The sequence below is a fragment of the Pseudomonas sp. GW823-FHT03E05 genome, assembly GCF_058796855.1.
Map to the genome: position 1 here is coordinate 785,088 of NZ_JBXAJB010000001.1, position 13,490 is coordinate 798,577.

Annotated in this window: 18 protein-coding genes; 9 read left to right on the top strand and 9 right to left on the bottom strand. The window is 61.5% G+C overall.

Annotated features, from left to right (window positions below):
- Positions 1 to 191 precede the first annotated feature (191 nt).
- Together AC1RCO_RS03485 and AC1RCO_RS03490 are read left to right on the top strand one after the other, a co-directional pair.
- Positions 192 to 1,646: a DUF1254 domain-containing protein gene (locus AC1RCO_RS03485; RefSeq protein ID WP_492617394.1), complete on the top strand. Its 1,455-nt coding sequence runs from the start codon at positions 192 to 194 to the stop codon at positions 1,644 to 1,646.
- A 35-nt stretch (positions 1,647 to 1,681) separates the two neighbouring features.
- On the top strand, positions 1,682 to 3,175 hold the full coding sequence (locus AC1RCO_RS03490; protein ID WP_103290130.1) for a DUF1254 domain-containing protein: 1,494 nt from the start codon (positions 1,682 to 1,684) through the stop codon (positions 3,173 to 3,175).
- A gap of 201 nt (positions 3,176 to 3,376) precedes the next feature.
- Here the strand turns inward: AC1RCO_RS03490 and AC1RCO_RS03495 are convergent, their stop codons facing one another.
- The 4 genes from AC1RCO_RS03495 to AC1RCO_RS03510 all read right to left on the bottom strand — a co-directional run bounded on the left by AC1RCO_RS03495 (position 3,377) and on the right by AC1RCO_RS03510 (position 5,561).
- Positions 3,377 to 3,772: a hypothetical protein gene (locus AC1RCO_RS03495; RefSeq protein ID WP_011061727.1), complete on the bottom strand. Its 396-nt coding sequence runs from the start codon at positions 3,770 to 3,772 to the stop codon at positions 3,377 to 3,379.
- 25 nt (positions 3,773 to 3,797) lie between these two features.
- The gene (locus AC1RCO_RS03500; protein ID WP_011061726.1) at positions 3,798 to 4,361 is read right to left on the bottom strand and encodes a hypothetical protein; all 564 of its coding nucleotides are present in this window, start codon (positions 4,359 to 4,361) and stop codon (positions 3,798 to 3,800) included.
- 444 nt (positions 4,362 to 4,805) lie between these two features.
- The gene (locus AC1RCO_RS03505; protein WP_019093064.1) at positions 4,806 to 4,967 is read right to left on the bottom strand and encodes a DUF2986 domain-containing protein; all 162 of its coding nucleotides are present in this window, start codon (positions 4,965 to 4,967) and stop codon (positions 4,806 to 4,808) included.
- Between the two features lie 120 nt (positions 4,968 to 5,087).
- The gene (locus tag AC1RCO_RS03510) at positions 5,088 to 5,561 is read right to left on the bottom strand and encodes a hypothetical protein (RefSeq protein WP_015635918.1); all 474 of its coding nucleotides are present in this window, start codon (positions 5,559 to 5,561) and stop codon (positions 5,088 to 5,090) included.
- 291 nt (positions 5,562 to 5,852) lie between these two features.
- Here AC1RCO_RS03510 and AC1RCO_RS03515 point away from each other — a divergent pair, with 291 nt between their 5' ends.
- Complete coding sequence (locus AC1RCO_RS03515) at positions 5,853 to 5,993, top strand: PA0050 family protein (protein WP_003083582.1); 141 nt, start codon at positions 5,853 to 5,855, stop codon at positions 5,991 to 5,993.
- Positions 5,994 to 6,054: 61 nt separating this feature from the next.
- Positions 6,055 to 6,192 (top strand): PA0050 family protein, encoded by a 138-nt coding sequence (locus AC1RCO_RS03520; protein ID WP_011061723.1) that lies wholly within the window; start codon positions 6,055 to 6,057, stop codon positions 6,190 to 6,192.
- 90 nt (positions 6,193 to 6,282) lie between these two features.
- On the opposite strand, the gene AC1RCO_RS03525 is transcribed toward AC1RCO_RS03520, so the two are convergent.
- Complete coding sequence (locus AC1RCO_RS03525; RefSeq protein ID WP_015635917.1) at positions 6,283 to 6,756, bottom strand: hypothetical protein; 474 nt, start codon at positions 6,754 to 6,756, stop codon at positions 6,283 to 6,285.
- Positions 6,757 to 6,982: 226 nt separating this feature from the next.
- Here AC1RCO_RS03525 and AC1RCO_RS03530 point away from each other — a divergent pair, with 226 nt between their 5' ends.
- The gene (locus tag AC1RCO_RS03530) at positions 6,983 to 7,951 is read left to right on the top strand and encodes a threonine ammonia-lyase (protein WP_492617395.1); all 969 of its coding nucleotides are present in this window, start codon (positions 6,983 to 6,985) and stop codon (positions 7,949 to 7,951) included.
- A 134-nt stretch (positions 7,952 to 8,085) separates the two neighbouring features.
- On the opposite strand, the gene AC1RCO_RS03535 is transcribed toward AC1RCO_RS03530, so the two are convergent.
- On the bottom strand, positions 8,086 to 8,727 hold the full coding sequence (locus tag AC1RCO_RS03535) for a hypothetical protein (RefSeq protein ID WP_492617396.1): 642 nt from the start codon (positions 8,725 to 8,727) through the stop codon (positions 8,086 to 8,088).
- Positions 8,728 to 8,830: 103 nt separating this feature from the next.
- Positions 8,831 to 9,076: a hypothetical protein gene (locus AC1RCO_RS03540; RefSeq protein ID WP_011061719.1), complete on the bottom strand. Its 246-nt coding sequence runs from the start codon at positions 9,074 to 9,076 to the stop codon at positions 8,831 to 8,833.
- 196 nt (positions 9,077 to 9,272) lie between these two features.
- Between AC1RCO_RS03540 and AC1RCO_RS03545 the strand changes: the two genes are divergently transcribed.
- The 3 genes from AC1RCO_RS03545 (at position 9,273) to AC1RCO_RS03555 (ending at position 10,679) form a co-directional block, all read left to right on the top strand.
- Entirely contained in the window at positions 9,273 to 9,776 is a 504-nt protein-coding gene (locus AC1RCO_RS03545; protein ID WP_053152533.1) for a hypothetical protein, read from the top strand.
- 69 nt (positions 9,777 to 9,845) lie between these two features.
- Positions 9,846 to 10,079 carry a YceK/YidQ family lipoprotein gene (locus tag AC1RCO_RS03550; RefSeq protein ID WP_011061717.1) on the top strand — a complete coding sequence of 78 codons (234 nt, stop codon included), beginning with the start codon at positions 9,846 to 9,848 and terminating at the stop codon, positions 10,077 to 10,079.
- A gap of 132 nt (positions 10,080 to 10,211) precedes the next feature.
- Entirely contained in the window at positions 10,212 to 10,679 is a 468-nt protein-coding gene (locus AC1RCO_RS03555) for an anti-virulence regulator CigR family protein (protein WP_065364229.1), read from the top strand.
- Positions 10,680 to 10,743: 64 nt separating this feature from the next.
- On the opposite strand, the gene fabF is transcribed toward AC1RCO_RS03555, so the two are convergent.
- Entirely contained in the window at positions 10,744 to 12,012 is a 1,269-nt protein-coding gene (gene fabF / locus AC1RCO_RS03560) for a beta-ketoacyl-ACP synthase II (protein ID WP_011061715.1), read from the bottom strand.
- A 116-nt stretch (positions 12,013 to 12,128) separates the two neighbouring features.
- On the opposite strand from fabF, the gene AC1RCO_RS03565 reads away from it, so the two are divergent.
- A complete protein-coding gene (locus AC1RCO_RS03565; RefSeq protein ID WP_011061714.1) occupies positions 12,129 to 12,614 on the top strand; it encodes a winged helix-turn-helix transcriptional regulator in 486 nt (161 codons plus the stop codon).
- A 125-nt stretch (positions 12,615 to 12,739) separates the two neighbouring features.
- Here AC1RCO_RS03565 and AC1RCO_RS03570 read toward each other — a convergent pair whose 3' ends face one another.
- Positions 12,740 to 13,474 (bottom strand): HAD family hydrolase, encoded by a 735-nt coding sequence (locus tag AC1RCO_RS03570; protein WP_093403562.1) that lies wholly within the window; start codon positions 13,472 to 13,474, stop codon positions 12,740 to 12,742.
- Between the last annotated feature and the right edge of the window lie 16 nt (positions 13,475 to 13,490).

Genomic DNA, 13,490 nt, shown 5'->3' on the forward strand with positions numbered 1-13,490 from the left:
ATCGAACTCTGAACGCTGTGCGAATTCGACTTCGCAGGCCCATAACGACCTGCGCAGGTAGAGGCAGGGAGAGGGCGAGTTGCTGTCCGTTTCTCTGGCAGAACCCGGATCCTCTGCTAGTTTTTTCAACGATCAATCTTGCCGCAAAAGATTCGCTCGCCAAAAAAACACTCAAGCAAGGAAGCAGCCGCATGAAGAAAGCCCCCGTATTCATCAGTGGCTTGATTGCTACGTCAGTGATGCTCGCCGCGATGCTTGTGCAGGCGCAAACCTCGCCGATGGCGCAGGTCTCCGGGCCTGAAGCCGATGTGAAGGTAACGCAAACCTACGTTCGGATGATGGCGCGGGAAGCGTATTTCTGGGGTTGGCCGATGGCCAATATCTTCAACCGCCGGCAGAAGTTCAAGGACCTGCCGGAGCCGGGACTGATGGGCGGTATCGTGCCCGTAGCACCGATCAACCATCTGTCGATGCTCACCGATTACATTTCCCCTGGCGAGCGGCTGGTGGCCTGCCCGAACCAGGATGTGGTCTACGGTGCGGGCAGCATTGCCCTGGATATCGAGCCTGTGGTGATTCAGGTGCCGGACTTCGGCGACCGTTTCTGGGTGTATCAACTGGTGGACCTGCGCTCCGACAGCTTCGCCGAACTGGGCAAAATGTACGGTACCAAGCCGGGCTTCTATCTACTGGTGGGGCCGGACTGGAACGGCAAGGTACCGGAAGGCATTGCCCAGGTTTTTCGCGCCAAGACCAACACCGGTTTCGTGATCCCGCGGGTATTCCAGGACGATACCGCCGAAGATCGCAAGGCCATTCAGCCCTATCTGGCAGGCATCGATATGTACCCGCTGTCCAAGTACGACGGCAAACTCAAGCAGCGTGACTGGAGCAAGTCGCCGAAATTCCCTGCCGAGGCATCGGGAGACGAGGAGACCCGCTGGGTGCTCCCGGAAAAGTTCTTTGATGAACTGCCGGCGATTCTCAAGGACGCCAGGCCGCTACCGGGTGAAGAGGCGCGCTATGCGCAATTGGCGGTGCTGGCGCAAATCGCCCAGCGCGACCCCGAGCTGAAAAAAGCCATGATCGACGAAGCGCAAAAGGCTGACAGCGAGGTGGTCAAGCCGCTGTTGCAGTTTCGCAACTACGGCCAGCAATTGCCGCATCACTGGAGCACCATCAGCAACGGCGCGGCGTTTGGGACCGATTACTTCCTGCGCACGGCAGTCGCCCGGTCGAATATCTTCGTCAACAAGCAGATCGAGACCAAGTATTTCTACCAGGACCTGGACGAGGCCGGTACTCGGCTCAATGGCGCCCAGCGCTACAGCGTGACCTTCCCCAAGGGTGCGCTGCCGCCGGTCAAGGGCTTCTGGTCGTTGACGCTGTACAACCAACAGCATTTCTTCGCCGAAAACCCGTTGGGACGCTATTCCCTCGGCACCAAGAACAAAGCGCTCAAGAGCAATGCCGATGGCTCGCTGACACTCTATGTGCAAAGCGACTCGCCGGGCGCGGACAAGGAAAGCAACTGGCTCCCCGCGCCCCAGGGCGCCGACTTCTCGCTATACGTACGCGCCTACTGGCCGGAAGCCGCTGCAATGAACGGCCAGTGGACACCACCGGCGGTGGTCAAGGTCAACTGAGCCGATTTTCCAACTGCGTTTCATAAGGACAGCCCATGAACCGTTTGCGCACTTCCCTGACGGCCCTGGCCGCAGCCATTACCTTGAGCGGCCTGGCCAATGCTGCGACGCGTTATGAGGAACTGGCCAACCAGCCCTTTGAAAAGGGCTTCCCGACTGAGACAGCTGCACGCAACCTGATCGATGAGCTGGTGTTCCAGCGCGCCGTGCAGTCGTACCTGTGGGCCTTGCCGGCGATCAACATCTGGTCGATGAAGGAGGCTTCGGAGAAAGAGTTCGGCGCCGGCTACAACATCCTGCCCACCTGGAAAAAGCGCATCAATGCCAAGACGCTGGTGACCACGCCGAACTCCGACCTGGTCTACGCCATGAGTTATCTGGACCTGCAGAAGTACGGCCCACTGGTGGTTGAAGCACCTCCCGGTGTACAGGGCATGTTCGACGATTTTTTCCAGCGCCCGATCGTTGGCCCGACCATCGACGGCAAGACCTGGCGCGGTGACGTCGGCCTGGCCGGCCCTGACAAGGGCAAGGGCGGCACCTACGTGCTGTTGCCGCCGGACTACAAGGGGCCGGAGCCGACCGAGGGATACGTCTATCGTTCGCGAACCAACAACGTGTTCCTGTTCTGGCGCACCTTTTTCAAGGATCCGAAAGACCTCAGCGTGCCGGTGGCTGAAGTCGAGCGCACCAAGATCTATCCGCTGGGCAAGAAGGATTCGGCGCTGCCGATGCAATTCCCCGATGCCACCGGCGCACCGATCAACATGCTATTTCCCGAGGATGGTCGCTATTTCGACATGCTGTCGCGCTTCATTGACGCCGAAGCGGTGGACCCGGCAGACATGGACATGCGTGGCTTCCTGCACACCTTGGGCATCGAGAAGGGCAAGCCCTTCGCTCCGGATGCGCAACGGCGCAAATTGCTCGATGAAGCGGCGCGCACCGCGTTCAAGATGAGCAAGGTGGTGACCAGCCATTTGCTGCTCAAGGAACCGGGCGGCTTGTACTACAAAGATCGGCAATACGTGAATACCTTCGCCGGGGAGAACACCGAGTTTCAGTCCAGTGGCAGCTTCACCAATCTTGAGCAGCGGGTGGCGTTCTTCACTTCGGCCTACTCGGACAGCCCCGGCATGGTCATGAACATGGTCGGTGCCGGTGCCAAGTATCCCGCGACCACCCGTGATGCCGACGGCAAGTTCCTCGACGGTGCCCAGACCTACAAGCTCAACCTGCCGGCAAATGTACCTGCGGCGTTGTTCTGGTCGGTGACCGCCTACGACAACCTGACCGCCTCGGGCCTGGACAACGGCCAGCCGTTCCCGTCTCTCAATCAGATGGATAAGCCGGTGCAGAACAGCGACGGCTCCACCGATATCTACTTTGGCCCGAAATCTCCGGGCGAGGGCAAGAACTGGATCAAGACCGTACCGGACAAGGGCTTCCTGGTGATCGTGCGGCTTTACGGGCCCAAGCAGGCATTCTTTGACCAGAGCTGGAAACCGAGTGATTTGCTCAAGCAGTGATGAGTGTGCTCGTGTCGTGCCCGATAAGACGGCCAATGCGAGCAACGCTTTTCGAAGGGTAGCCGGTGAGCGGTACGTTGGACCCTGCCTGGGTCATTATCGGCGTGGCCGCAGCTTCTCTCCACTTCAGAGGCTGCCTCTGTCAAACCCGGACCTCTGACCCGGCGTGGCTCTGGCCACCCGGGTCGAGGTCATGGAGGGTCAGGCTTCTGGCTTGAGCTTTATGCCGGCGCATCGGCCTCGAGTCAGCAGGTAGTCCACTTGCCTGGCGCGGTTGATGGCGACGCGAATTTCGCAGCTGGCTGAGTTGGTCACGTCGCCCCAGTATTCAGCGTGTACCAGTTGGCCGTTCTGTGGGCCGGTGTAGGTGCCGAGCGCTTCGCGTGAGGTGTACGAGGTGTCGCGTTTATAGATCAGTACCACCCAGTCCTTTTCGGGGGCGGTGGCGACTTGGTTGGGGACGCCAAAGTGCTCGATCGCCTCGCCAACCGGGCGGTTCTTCCAGTAGTTGCGGGCCTGGGCTTCGGGCAGGGTCGGAATGGCCGAGCATCCGCTGAGCAAGATGGCGGCTATTCCCAGTGCGAGCAGTCTTTTCATCGCACGTTCTCCATAAATAGTGCGTTCATTTGGCGGGCATCTGATCGAATGCCTGGTCGACGATCTTCAGGATGGCCGTCTTGGTGTGCTCGTGATTCATTAACTGGAACAGCCCCGGAGCGGCCGAAATCATCTGCGAGGTAGGCATCTTGCCGAGCGGATACATCTGCTTCGCCTGGCGCTGCTCCGGATGACAGAGGAAGTCCCGGGTCTGGGCTATCCAGGGCTCGGGCTGCTTTTGCCATTGAGTGGAAACCTTCTTCGGGCGCAAGTCGTTGAAGAACTTGCTGTAGTTCTGCGCGCCGTTCAGGCGCACCCGGTTCTTCGCGCAGTCGACTTCGACGTCATACGCGGTCATCGTTGGCTTGCCGCCTTCTTCGTAGAGCTGATAGACGCCCAGCGAACGGACACCGCCCTTGCGCAGGAAGATGTTGGAAGGTTCACCGTCGACGATGAAGGCTTCGTTCTTGTTGAGGCTGCCCTGGTGATGAATCATCCAGAAGTCGCCGGCCGGGGCACTTTCCGCTTGTGCAGCCAGCGGGCTGCACAGCAGCAAGGCGGGCAGCCAGGGTCTGAGGGAGGTGAGCATAGGGCAACAATCCTTTGCTGTTGTGGGCACCTGGAGGCGGTGCTTGCAGGTGAAGAAAAATCAACTCAGTCCGTTGGCAAGACGGTGAGTGGCCAAGCTCAGGGGCTGTATCGGGCGATGGGCAGGGCGGACTCTGGTGAGTGGCTGCCATGACCAGAGGGCGCTCCTCGAGTTTTTTGTTCGTGGCAGCAGGTGGGCCGCTCAAGGGTAGAAATATAGGTGCGCCGGGCGTCGTGGGTCGATTAGGGCAAATGTGCTAATGGCGTATTGCCGCTATCGAGCAGGGCCGCGGAAACTGCGGCGGGCAGCTTCCCAGGGCAGGCCGCAGGAGGTCGATGGAGCGCTCAGGCCCGAGGGGGCAGGGTGAATTCAGGTAAAGGCCAGGGCCGCTCAGGGAGGGGGGCAGTGTGCTACGGCGGCCAAGGCTGTTGGGGGGGGGCTGGATCAGCTTTCGGGTGCGATGATCGGGTCTTGAACGGCTTCAGCCGCCAGCTTCAAGCGATCGGCCTTGCTGATGTAGGTGCACTTCTTCTTCGGTGCCAGTTTGGCGCTGGCCTTCTTGGCGTTGGCCTTCAGCAGTTGGTTGATTTTCTTGCGGCGATTCATGTGTGCAACTCGGCGGGTAAGTTGCCGAATGATATCAGCTAAGGGGGGCAGGCCGGCCACCCGGGGTGAACCCTGGTTGCACAAGACTGGGTGGCGGCCCTGTTTAGCTGGATCACCCGATCACTTCTTGCTGTTGCAGTCGATTACGCTGGCATCGGTGATGATGTTCTGGCTATCGGTGTACAGGGTGATGCTGCAGAAGTAATCGAGCACTGTCCGGTTTTCCTCATACCCGGTCTTGCGATAGACCGCTTCGCTCCCCACCGGCATCATGCCGCCGACTCCGCCACCGCCAATGCCTACCCAGGTCTCCTTCTGGCCGACGTACTCGACGCCGGTCTGCACGAAGACCTTCTCTGGCGTGGTATGGGTCTGCACCCGGTTCCACAGGTAGAAACCTCCACTGCCGTAGGAAGAAGGCCCCATGCCCTGGTCGGGCCTGCCGAACAGTTGAAACGCATTCTTGGCCGGCTGCCCCACCAGTTTCTGGGCGGCGATCTCGACGTCGTTGGGTTCGGTCTTGGCTGTTGGGATGGCACAGGCGCTGATGGTCAGAACCGTGAGGGCAAGGCATACGAGCTTGAGTGAAGGCATGACACAGATTCCTTGTGTTCCTGGATTTTCGGCAAAAGATAATCTGAAAAATATCGGCATGGCCAGTGCAAGATTGTGCTGAAGAGTCGCCGTGCGCTGATTTGCGCCGGCCATACAGGCGCGACAACACGCCACACTGGCGCAATCGCCGGCGGTGGTCTTTGCTGTCTCGGGCCCGGCGGCAGGGCGCGCGGACTGAGCCTGCGTCATGCCATACAGGGGGCCTGTGTCCGCCTCTGGTAACGGAGCAGGGCACAGAACACTATCGAGGTCTCGACCAAGGAGGTCAGGTTGAAAAGGAAAATGCTGGCGGCTTCGCTGCTGCTGTGGATGTTTTCGCTGACGGCGCAAGCCGACTGCGCTGTGCTGGGGCCGGGAGAGGATCCGTGCGCTGGCCCGGTGCTCGGGCCTACGGTCTGCGAATGCCCTTGATGAATGTCCGTGCCCTCGTCACGGGGCATGGGTGACTGGATGACTGACCAGGAGGTCGCAAATGAAAAAAGTGATGTTGGCGGTATTGCTGCTGTGGGGCTTCACCCTGACGGCCCAGGCTTCTTGCCCGGTGTTCGGCCCGTCCGAAGATCCGTGCAGCGGCCCGGTATTCGGTCCGTCCACCTGCGAATGCCCTTGAGCTAGTTGCCAATGGCAGGCCCGGCCCAGGTCGGGCCTGCTTCTGCCTTGGGCCTGATCGGCAGGTGTCGAAGCGCCTGTGGCCGGTTCTTCAAAGATGGGCAATCAGCTGCTGCCGATAGCCGTTTTCATCGGCTGGGGCGGGGTATCGGGTTTCATCGATCAGCGCGCGCAACTGCTGTGAATGGCTGGACTGCCTGAAGGCGACCTGGCACTCGGCAGCATCAAAAAAGCCTCGCAGATGAGGCAGGGCCAAGGGCAGCAGCAGAGGTTCTATCTTCAACGAAATACTGACGATATCCAGTTGGTCGGTGGGGTCTCGGTAGAGATCGATGACCAGCAGGCTTGCACTTTCGGTACCCGGATAAATGTGGACGTCGCCAGCGCCAACCGGGGTTTCGTCGAAGTAGCTGGTGTACAGCTTGCGAATGTCGAGAGCGATTCCCAGGGTGTTCAATGCCGCCGCCAGATCGGCGTTGGGAACAGGCTCGTCCTGCGCCCAGGTGACGAAGTCGGGCATGGAAACACAGATGTCGAACTCGTTGGCGCAGATGATGGGCGTCACTGGGAAGGCTTCCTGGTGGTGGAGGGCCGCTAGCCTACCACTGGGCGACGCTGTTTTTGCAGCGATGATCCATGAGCTACTCCAGGTTGCTCATCGGCTGTCCCTAACTCTTGAATAGGTGGCGCATTCCCCGGTTTGTCCTGTAGCGTTCATCGCGGCTGGCGAAGCTGGCCAGGCACGGACGTTGGGAGTCCTGCACACATTCAGACCAAGGATATTGGCCCAGATGACTCAGCTGATTGATTTCAAATCCATCGTTGCAGCAGCGCAGCGGATAGATGGATCGGTAGTTCGTACGCCGACGGTGGAAAGCTCAATGCTGGCAGGCATGGTTGAACGACCTGTCTTTCTCAAGCTTGAAAACCTGCAGGCCGGTGGTTCATTCAAGGCCCGCGGGGTACTCAACAAGTTCTCGGCGTTGCAGGAGGGCCTGAGCGATAGCCACTTCGTCGCCGTCAGTGGGGGTAACTTCGGCATTGCCATCGGCGAGGCGGCCAAGCGCTTCGGCGCCAGGGTGACGGTGATCATGCCCGAGAGCGCGCCGTCTTCGTCGGTCGAGCGCATTCGCGCCTCCGGCAGTACGGTCATTGTCGAAGCGGATGTGCATGCTGCCTTTGCTCGGGCCAAGACCCTGGAGGCAGAGGGCTATGTGGTGATCGACGATTGCGCCGACACGCTGATTGCCGAGGGGCATGGAACACTGGCCCTTGAGTTCATTGCCGACTGCCCATCCCTGACCGACGTGTTTGTCGCGGTCGGCGGCGGGGCGATGCTGGCGGGGGTGGCCACGGCCTTGAAGGCGATCAAGCCGGGGATCCGGGTCTGGGGCGTAGAGACCGCCGGCGCACACTCCATGAGCCAGGCCTTGCAGGCGGGCAGGCCGGTGGATATCGACGTCAGTTCGATCGTCTCCACCCTTGGCGTTCCGATCATCGACGAGCTGATGTTTGCCCACGCTCGCCACTATGTCGAAGACATGGTTGTGGTCCCTGACGAAGAGGCGATCAAGGGCATGCTGTCCTTTGCGCAAGGGGCAAGGCAATGGGTTGAGCTGGCTTCTGGCGCGCTTGTGCCCGCGGTCATTGCCACCGCGCCCAGGCTGCCTGCCGGCGCGGTTATTGGCCTTGTCGTCTGTGGTGGGAACATATCCCTTCAAGACATGACGAAATGGGCTGCCTATGCGGGAATTTCCTGAACATTCCCAGGGTGATGTCTGTAACAGGTCGCTCGCTATCGAAAGCGAGTGCTGGCTGACGTACGCGCTCCGGCGCTGAGAGGGGGCGAGCAGCCCTCTCAGCGCACCAGGTTGGCCAGCCAGCCGTGCAGGTCCTACTTCACATCGCCATTGTAGAAAACGTGCTGTACGTCTTCTTTCTTGACGATCAGCTTGTTGCCATCGGCCAGGCTTTCGACCAGCTCCGAGCAGTTGTTGATTTCCATCTTGCCGGTCACCGATTCCGAGGCACTGTCAAAGGTGAAGGCGTAGGTGGTGGCGGGGCAGCTGGCGCCACCTTCTCCGGTGGAGACCACCAGCAGATACTTGCCACCGAAGGCATAGGCTTTCTCGACGGCGACGTATCCTGTGAGGTCCGGGTCTTCAACCACGTAGTCCATCACGTTGACGACACCGGCGCGGGATACATAGTTGATGGCCGAACCGCCCATTTCGCGGGTGCTGGTGGTGAATACGCCACCGATGTCGTCGCCGCTGATGATCAGTGGTACGTAGCTGACCCGGGGCGCTTCTGGGGCCGGTTGGGTGGCGACTGTCGGGGCGGGGCGCTCGCCGAGGGCAGGAGCCGCCTGTGGCGATACACACTTGCCGGTCTCGCAGATCCGATCACCCTTGCAATCGGTGTCCTTGAAGCACTGGGCGGCAGCGCCTGCCTGGCCGGTTGCCACCGGCTCGGGTTTCTTGTCGCATCCAACCAGGGCCAGCACTGCAAGTGAGAGGGCGTAAACAAGCTTCATGTTGATCTGTCCTTAATCAAGAGGGGGGGCGGCGGGCAATGTAAAGGGTTTGCTCAGGCGTTGCCAGGAAACCTCAGCCCGGCCATCCCCTGTTGGCGGCTTGTCAGCAAAGGCTGTCGGCAGCACTGAGCATGGGGAGGACCGGGAGGCTCATATCGCGGATGGCCGCTTCAAGCTTGTCCTGGTAGATGCTCAGGATGGAGTAATCCAGTTTCTGGGTGATGTTCGCGCCGCTTGCGCAATTTTGCAGCAGTTCTTCCAGTGCGCCGGCAACCAGGTCCGCGGTGACCTGCAAGACGTTCAAGCCGAAGCGGCTATCGACAATGACCAGATTCGTTAAGTCGTACATACAGCCCCTGCGGTCACTGTGATGAAGAGTAATGGCTATGAGCCACTAGCAGTTTAACTAAACCGTCGGTGGGCTGTCACGGGGAGAAAAGGGGTGAGTTGCGCCAGTGAGCGGGTTTTTTGTACGGCGATTTTCCAGCGCTCAGGGGCCGCTCTGTGTACCATTCTGGTCCGCCTGGAAACCAGATTTGATCTGCATGCTGATTTTGAAAAAGGGTGATCACCAGGGCTTGAGGATAGGGCCACGCTGGCCGTCTTCAGAGGTCTCGATAGATGCCCGGGTCTTTGCCCAACTGCTTGAGGTCCAGTCGAGATTGCCTCGCTCCGTGCAACTGCTGGTAACCCGGGGTTACGAACCCAACAGCAGTTGCCTGGGGTTTTTCAGAACCCTGTCGCGCTGGCTGGGCATCCGGCTTTTCTGCCTGTGTTACCCGCGGCGAAAGCAGGAACTGGAGGATATTTTCGGCTCCAATGGCCATGACGTGGACGGCACTCATGTCGACGTGTCCATCGTCCTCGATGGCAAGCGCTTGCGCTTTCTGCCCTTGGGTGTGTTTACCTCGCCGGCCCGCCAGGAACAGCGCAAGGCGCGCTACTCGGCGGTAGTGGAGGAGGTCAAGGCCACCCTGGGGCAGTGCGGTTTTCAGATTCATCGAAACCCTACCGAAAGCCTGCAGATCCATTGCGACTACAAGGCTTGATCTCGATCTCTGAAGCGTTGGTCATGCAGCACCCATGGTGCTTGCCGATGCAAGTAATAAGGACGTTACGTGTTGCGAAGTCTGTTGTGGCTGGTGCTGACCCTGGGGCTGAGCGGGTGCACGGCATTGATGACCCGAACCACTCCCTACACCTGTCCCTATATCGGCGTGCGCATGGACTGGGCCCTGGCAAAGGAAAACAACGGCGTACTCTGGCCGTTTCTGGCGCTGGATGCGCCGTTTTCCGGGGTGGTGGATACGCTGATGTTTCCCTTTGAATACCAGCACAGTTGCAGCCTTTGATTCTCGAGGTTCAGCTGGGCTGAACGGTCAGGTGAGTGGGCGGGCCGATCCGTGCTCAGGGGCGGGGGCGACCCCAGGATAGAAAGGCCGTCTAGAGTTGATTCTGGCAATCGCTGCCTGAGGAGAACCACCATGCACACATCGCGTCCGCTTGTTACCGTTCTTGCCTGCCTGGTCCTGGCTGCGGCTTCCCCCCTGGCTCTGGCCGATCCGGGCGGGGGCAAGGGGCAAGGCCATTCCAAGCAGGACGCCCAGGATGATCGTGGCCAGGGCAACCGGGAGGGCCACGGCAAGGGCAAGAAACCTGCTGCTGACGATTGGAGCCATGGCCCGAGCATCGATCGTGGCAACGTGCTCGGCATCTTGGGTGGGCACCGTGATTACTGGAGCCCGGGACCGGCGTTGCCTCCCGGTATCCAGAAGAACCTGGCCCGTGGCAAGCCCCTTCCACCAGGCATCGCCAAGAAGCTGGACAGCCGGCTGCTCGGGCAACTGCCACGCTATGAGGGGTATGAGTGGCGGCAGGCCGGTACGGACCTGATCCTGGTGGCCATTGCCAGCGGGGTCATCTACGAAGTGCTGAATGACGTGTTGAACTGATGGGGCTGCCGGGGTTTCAGCCAATCGCAACTCAAACCCCGGCAGGGAGCCCTGGCCCGAAGGGCTATTCCCAGCGCTTGAACAGCACGCTGGCATTCACCCCGCCAAAGCCGAAGCCATTGGACAGTGCGTATTGCATGGCCAGCTGGCGAGCCTGCCCCCTGACCAGGTCCAGCCCTGCGGCGGCGCTGTCCGGGTTTTCCAGGTTGAGGGTGGCCGGGGCGATCTGATCGCGCAGGGCGAGGATGGTGAAGATCGCCTCGATTCCTCCGGCCGCACCCAGCAGGTGGCCAGTGGCGGATTTGGTGGCGCTGATGGCCAACCCACTGTCGGTGCCGAACACCGTTCTGATAGCAGCCAGCTCGCCTTTGTCACCCACGGGGGTGGAGGTGGCGTGGGCATTGAGGTGCTGCACCTGGGATGCCTGGATACCGGCCTGGCGCAGGGCCTGCTGCATGGCGCGACGGGCGCCGTCGCCGTCTTCCGGACCGGCCGTCATGTGGTAGGCGTCGGCGCTGGTGCCGTAGCCCACCAGCTCGGCGATGGGCCGGGCGCCGCGGGCCAGGGCATGTTCCAGTTCCTCGATGACCAGCAGGCCGGCGCCTTCACCCATGACAAAACCATCCCGAGCCTGGTCGAACGGGCGGGAAGCGCGTTCCGGGGTGTCGTTGAATTCGCTGGACAAGGCGCGGGCTGCGGCGAAGCCGCCCAGGCTGACCCGGTGGATGGCTGCTTCTGCACCGCCACACACTGCGATGTCGATTTCCCCGGCGCGGATCATCCGCGCGGCATCGCCAATCGCCTGGACCCCGGCGGCACAGGCGGTCACCGGCGCGCCCAGGGGACCCTTTAGACCATGGCGGATCGACACGTGCCCGGCGGCCATGTTGCTCAGGAACGAGGGAATGGTGAACGGCGACAGGCGGCGCGGGCCCTTGCTGTCGGTGGTGCGCACCGCTTCGGCGATGGCCGGGAAGCCGCCCACCCCGGAGGCGATGATGGTGGCCGTGCGTTCCTGGGCTTCTGCGGTATCCGGCTTCCAGCCGGCCTGGGCCAGGGCCTCCTCGGCCGCGGCCAGGGCGAAGAGGATGAAGCGATCCATCTTGCGCTGTTCCTTGGGGGCCAGCAGTTGGTCCGGGTCGAAGCCGGCCTCCGGGTCCTGGAGCGAGTCGGGCACCTGGCCGCCGATGGTGGTCGACAGCTCGCCGATGAGTTCTTCCGGTAACGAGCGGATGCCGGACTGGCCTGCCAGCAGGCGCCGCCATACCTGTTCGACTCCACAACCCAGTGGCGTGATTGCGCCCATGCCGGTGACTACGATGCGTTTGCTCATGCGGATCCTGCTCCTTCAGCGTACGTGATTGGGGAACAACGAAACGTGGACGATACTATCATCATGAAAGTAACATCCGAATCCATAATTACCGAGGTGCAGTGCAGGAGCCAGCCATGCAACGAAAGAGTCTGATTGAAGCCGAGTGTCCGATCGCCCGAGGCCTGGAGCGGGTGGGGGAGTGGTGGAGCATCTTGATCATGCGCGATGCCTTGCATGGCTTGCGGCGCTTCGACGAGTTTGCCCGCAGCCTGGAGATCGCCCCGAACATGCTGACCCGGCGTCTCAATTCCCTGGTGGAGGATGGGTTGCTCGTGCGTGAGGCCTACAGCCAGCGCCCTCTGCGCTATCAATATGTGCCCACGGCCAAGGGCGAGGACTTTCGTGTGGTGCTCATGGCTTTCGTGGCCTGGGGCAATCGTCACTACGCTCCCGAAGGTGAGAGCGTGCAACTTGTCGAGCGGGAAACCGGGCTTGCGGTACAGCCTGTGATGGCGGAGGTCGCCAGCGGCCGGTTGGTGGCATTGCAGGCGTGCACGGTGCAAGCCGGGCCCGCGGCCAGTGCCAGCATGCGCCAGCGCCTGGGGGCTACGGCTGACTGAGCCCTGGCGCCTGGTTCGATGCCGCGGGTGCGGCGGGTTGCTGTGCGGCGGCCAGGTTCTGGGGTATCCAGCAGATTCTGGCTGGTGGCTGCCAGGGCGTTATCGCCCGCAGGCTGGCCGGCGTCTCAGCGTGCTCGCTGCCCGCGCCGCCAGGAAGGGTGAAAGTGCCGCCAGTGGGCGTCCTGGGCTGCAGCCAGCAGCTCACGGTCGCCGCGGGTATCGCCCCAGGCCCGGAGCCGATACTGGTTCAGCGGACCGTAGACGCTTTCCAGGCGCAGGACCTTGTTCTGGCAACGGCAATTGTTGCCGGTGATACGCCCGCTCAGTATGCCGTCGACCACCTCCAGTTCGGTGCCGATCAAGCTGATCCCCAGGCGTGTGGCGAAAGGTTGCAGGACCAGGGCCGGGGAGGCAGAGCACAGGGTTACCAGGGCGCCTGAGCGCAGCTCCTGGGCCACCGCCTGCAGGCCCGCCGGGCGCATCAGTCGGTTCCAGGCCTGCTGGCAGAAAGCTTCTGCCCGCTGCTGGAGCCAGGCCGCCTCGACGCCTGTGAGGAAGGTGCTGATCAGTTGCGCCTTGAGCTGGTCGCGATCGACCCGGCGTATCAGGAACCTCAGGCTGGGCAGGGCCAGGCCGAGTATCCGCCGGTTGAACTGGCGGTGGCCGAAGGCAAACCTGAGAAAGGGTACGAAGCTGTCATGGCGGGTCAGGGTGCCGTCGAAATCGAACACCGAGAGCACCTGGCTGGCATCGGGGTTGATCCCGATGGTGTCCGGGGCAAGCGCCTGGGCTACGGATTGTGGGGCCTGGGATGGCAAGCCCGTGGGGGCGAGGGGGCCGGTTGGCGGGTGGGGCGGCATGGGTGTTCTCATTGAT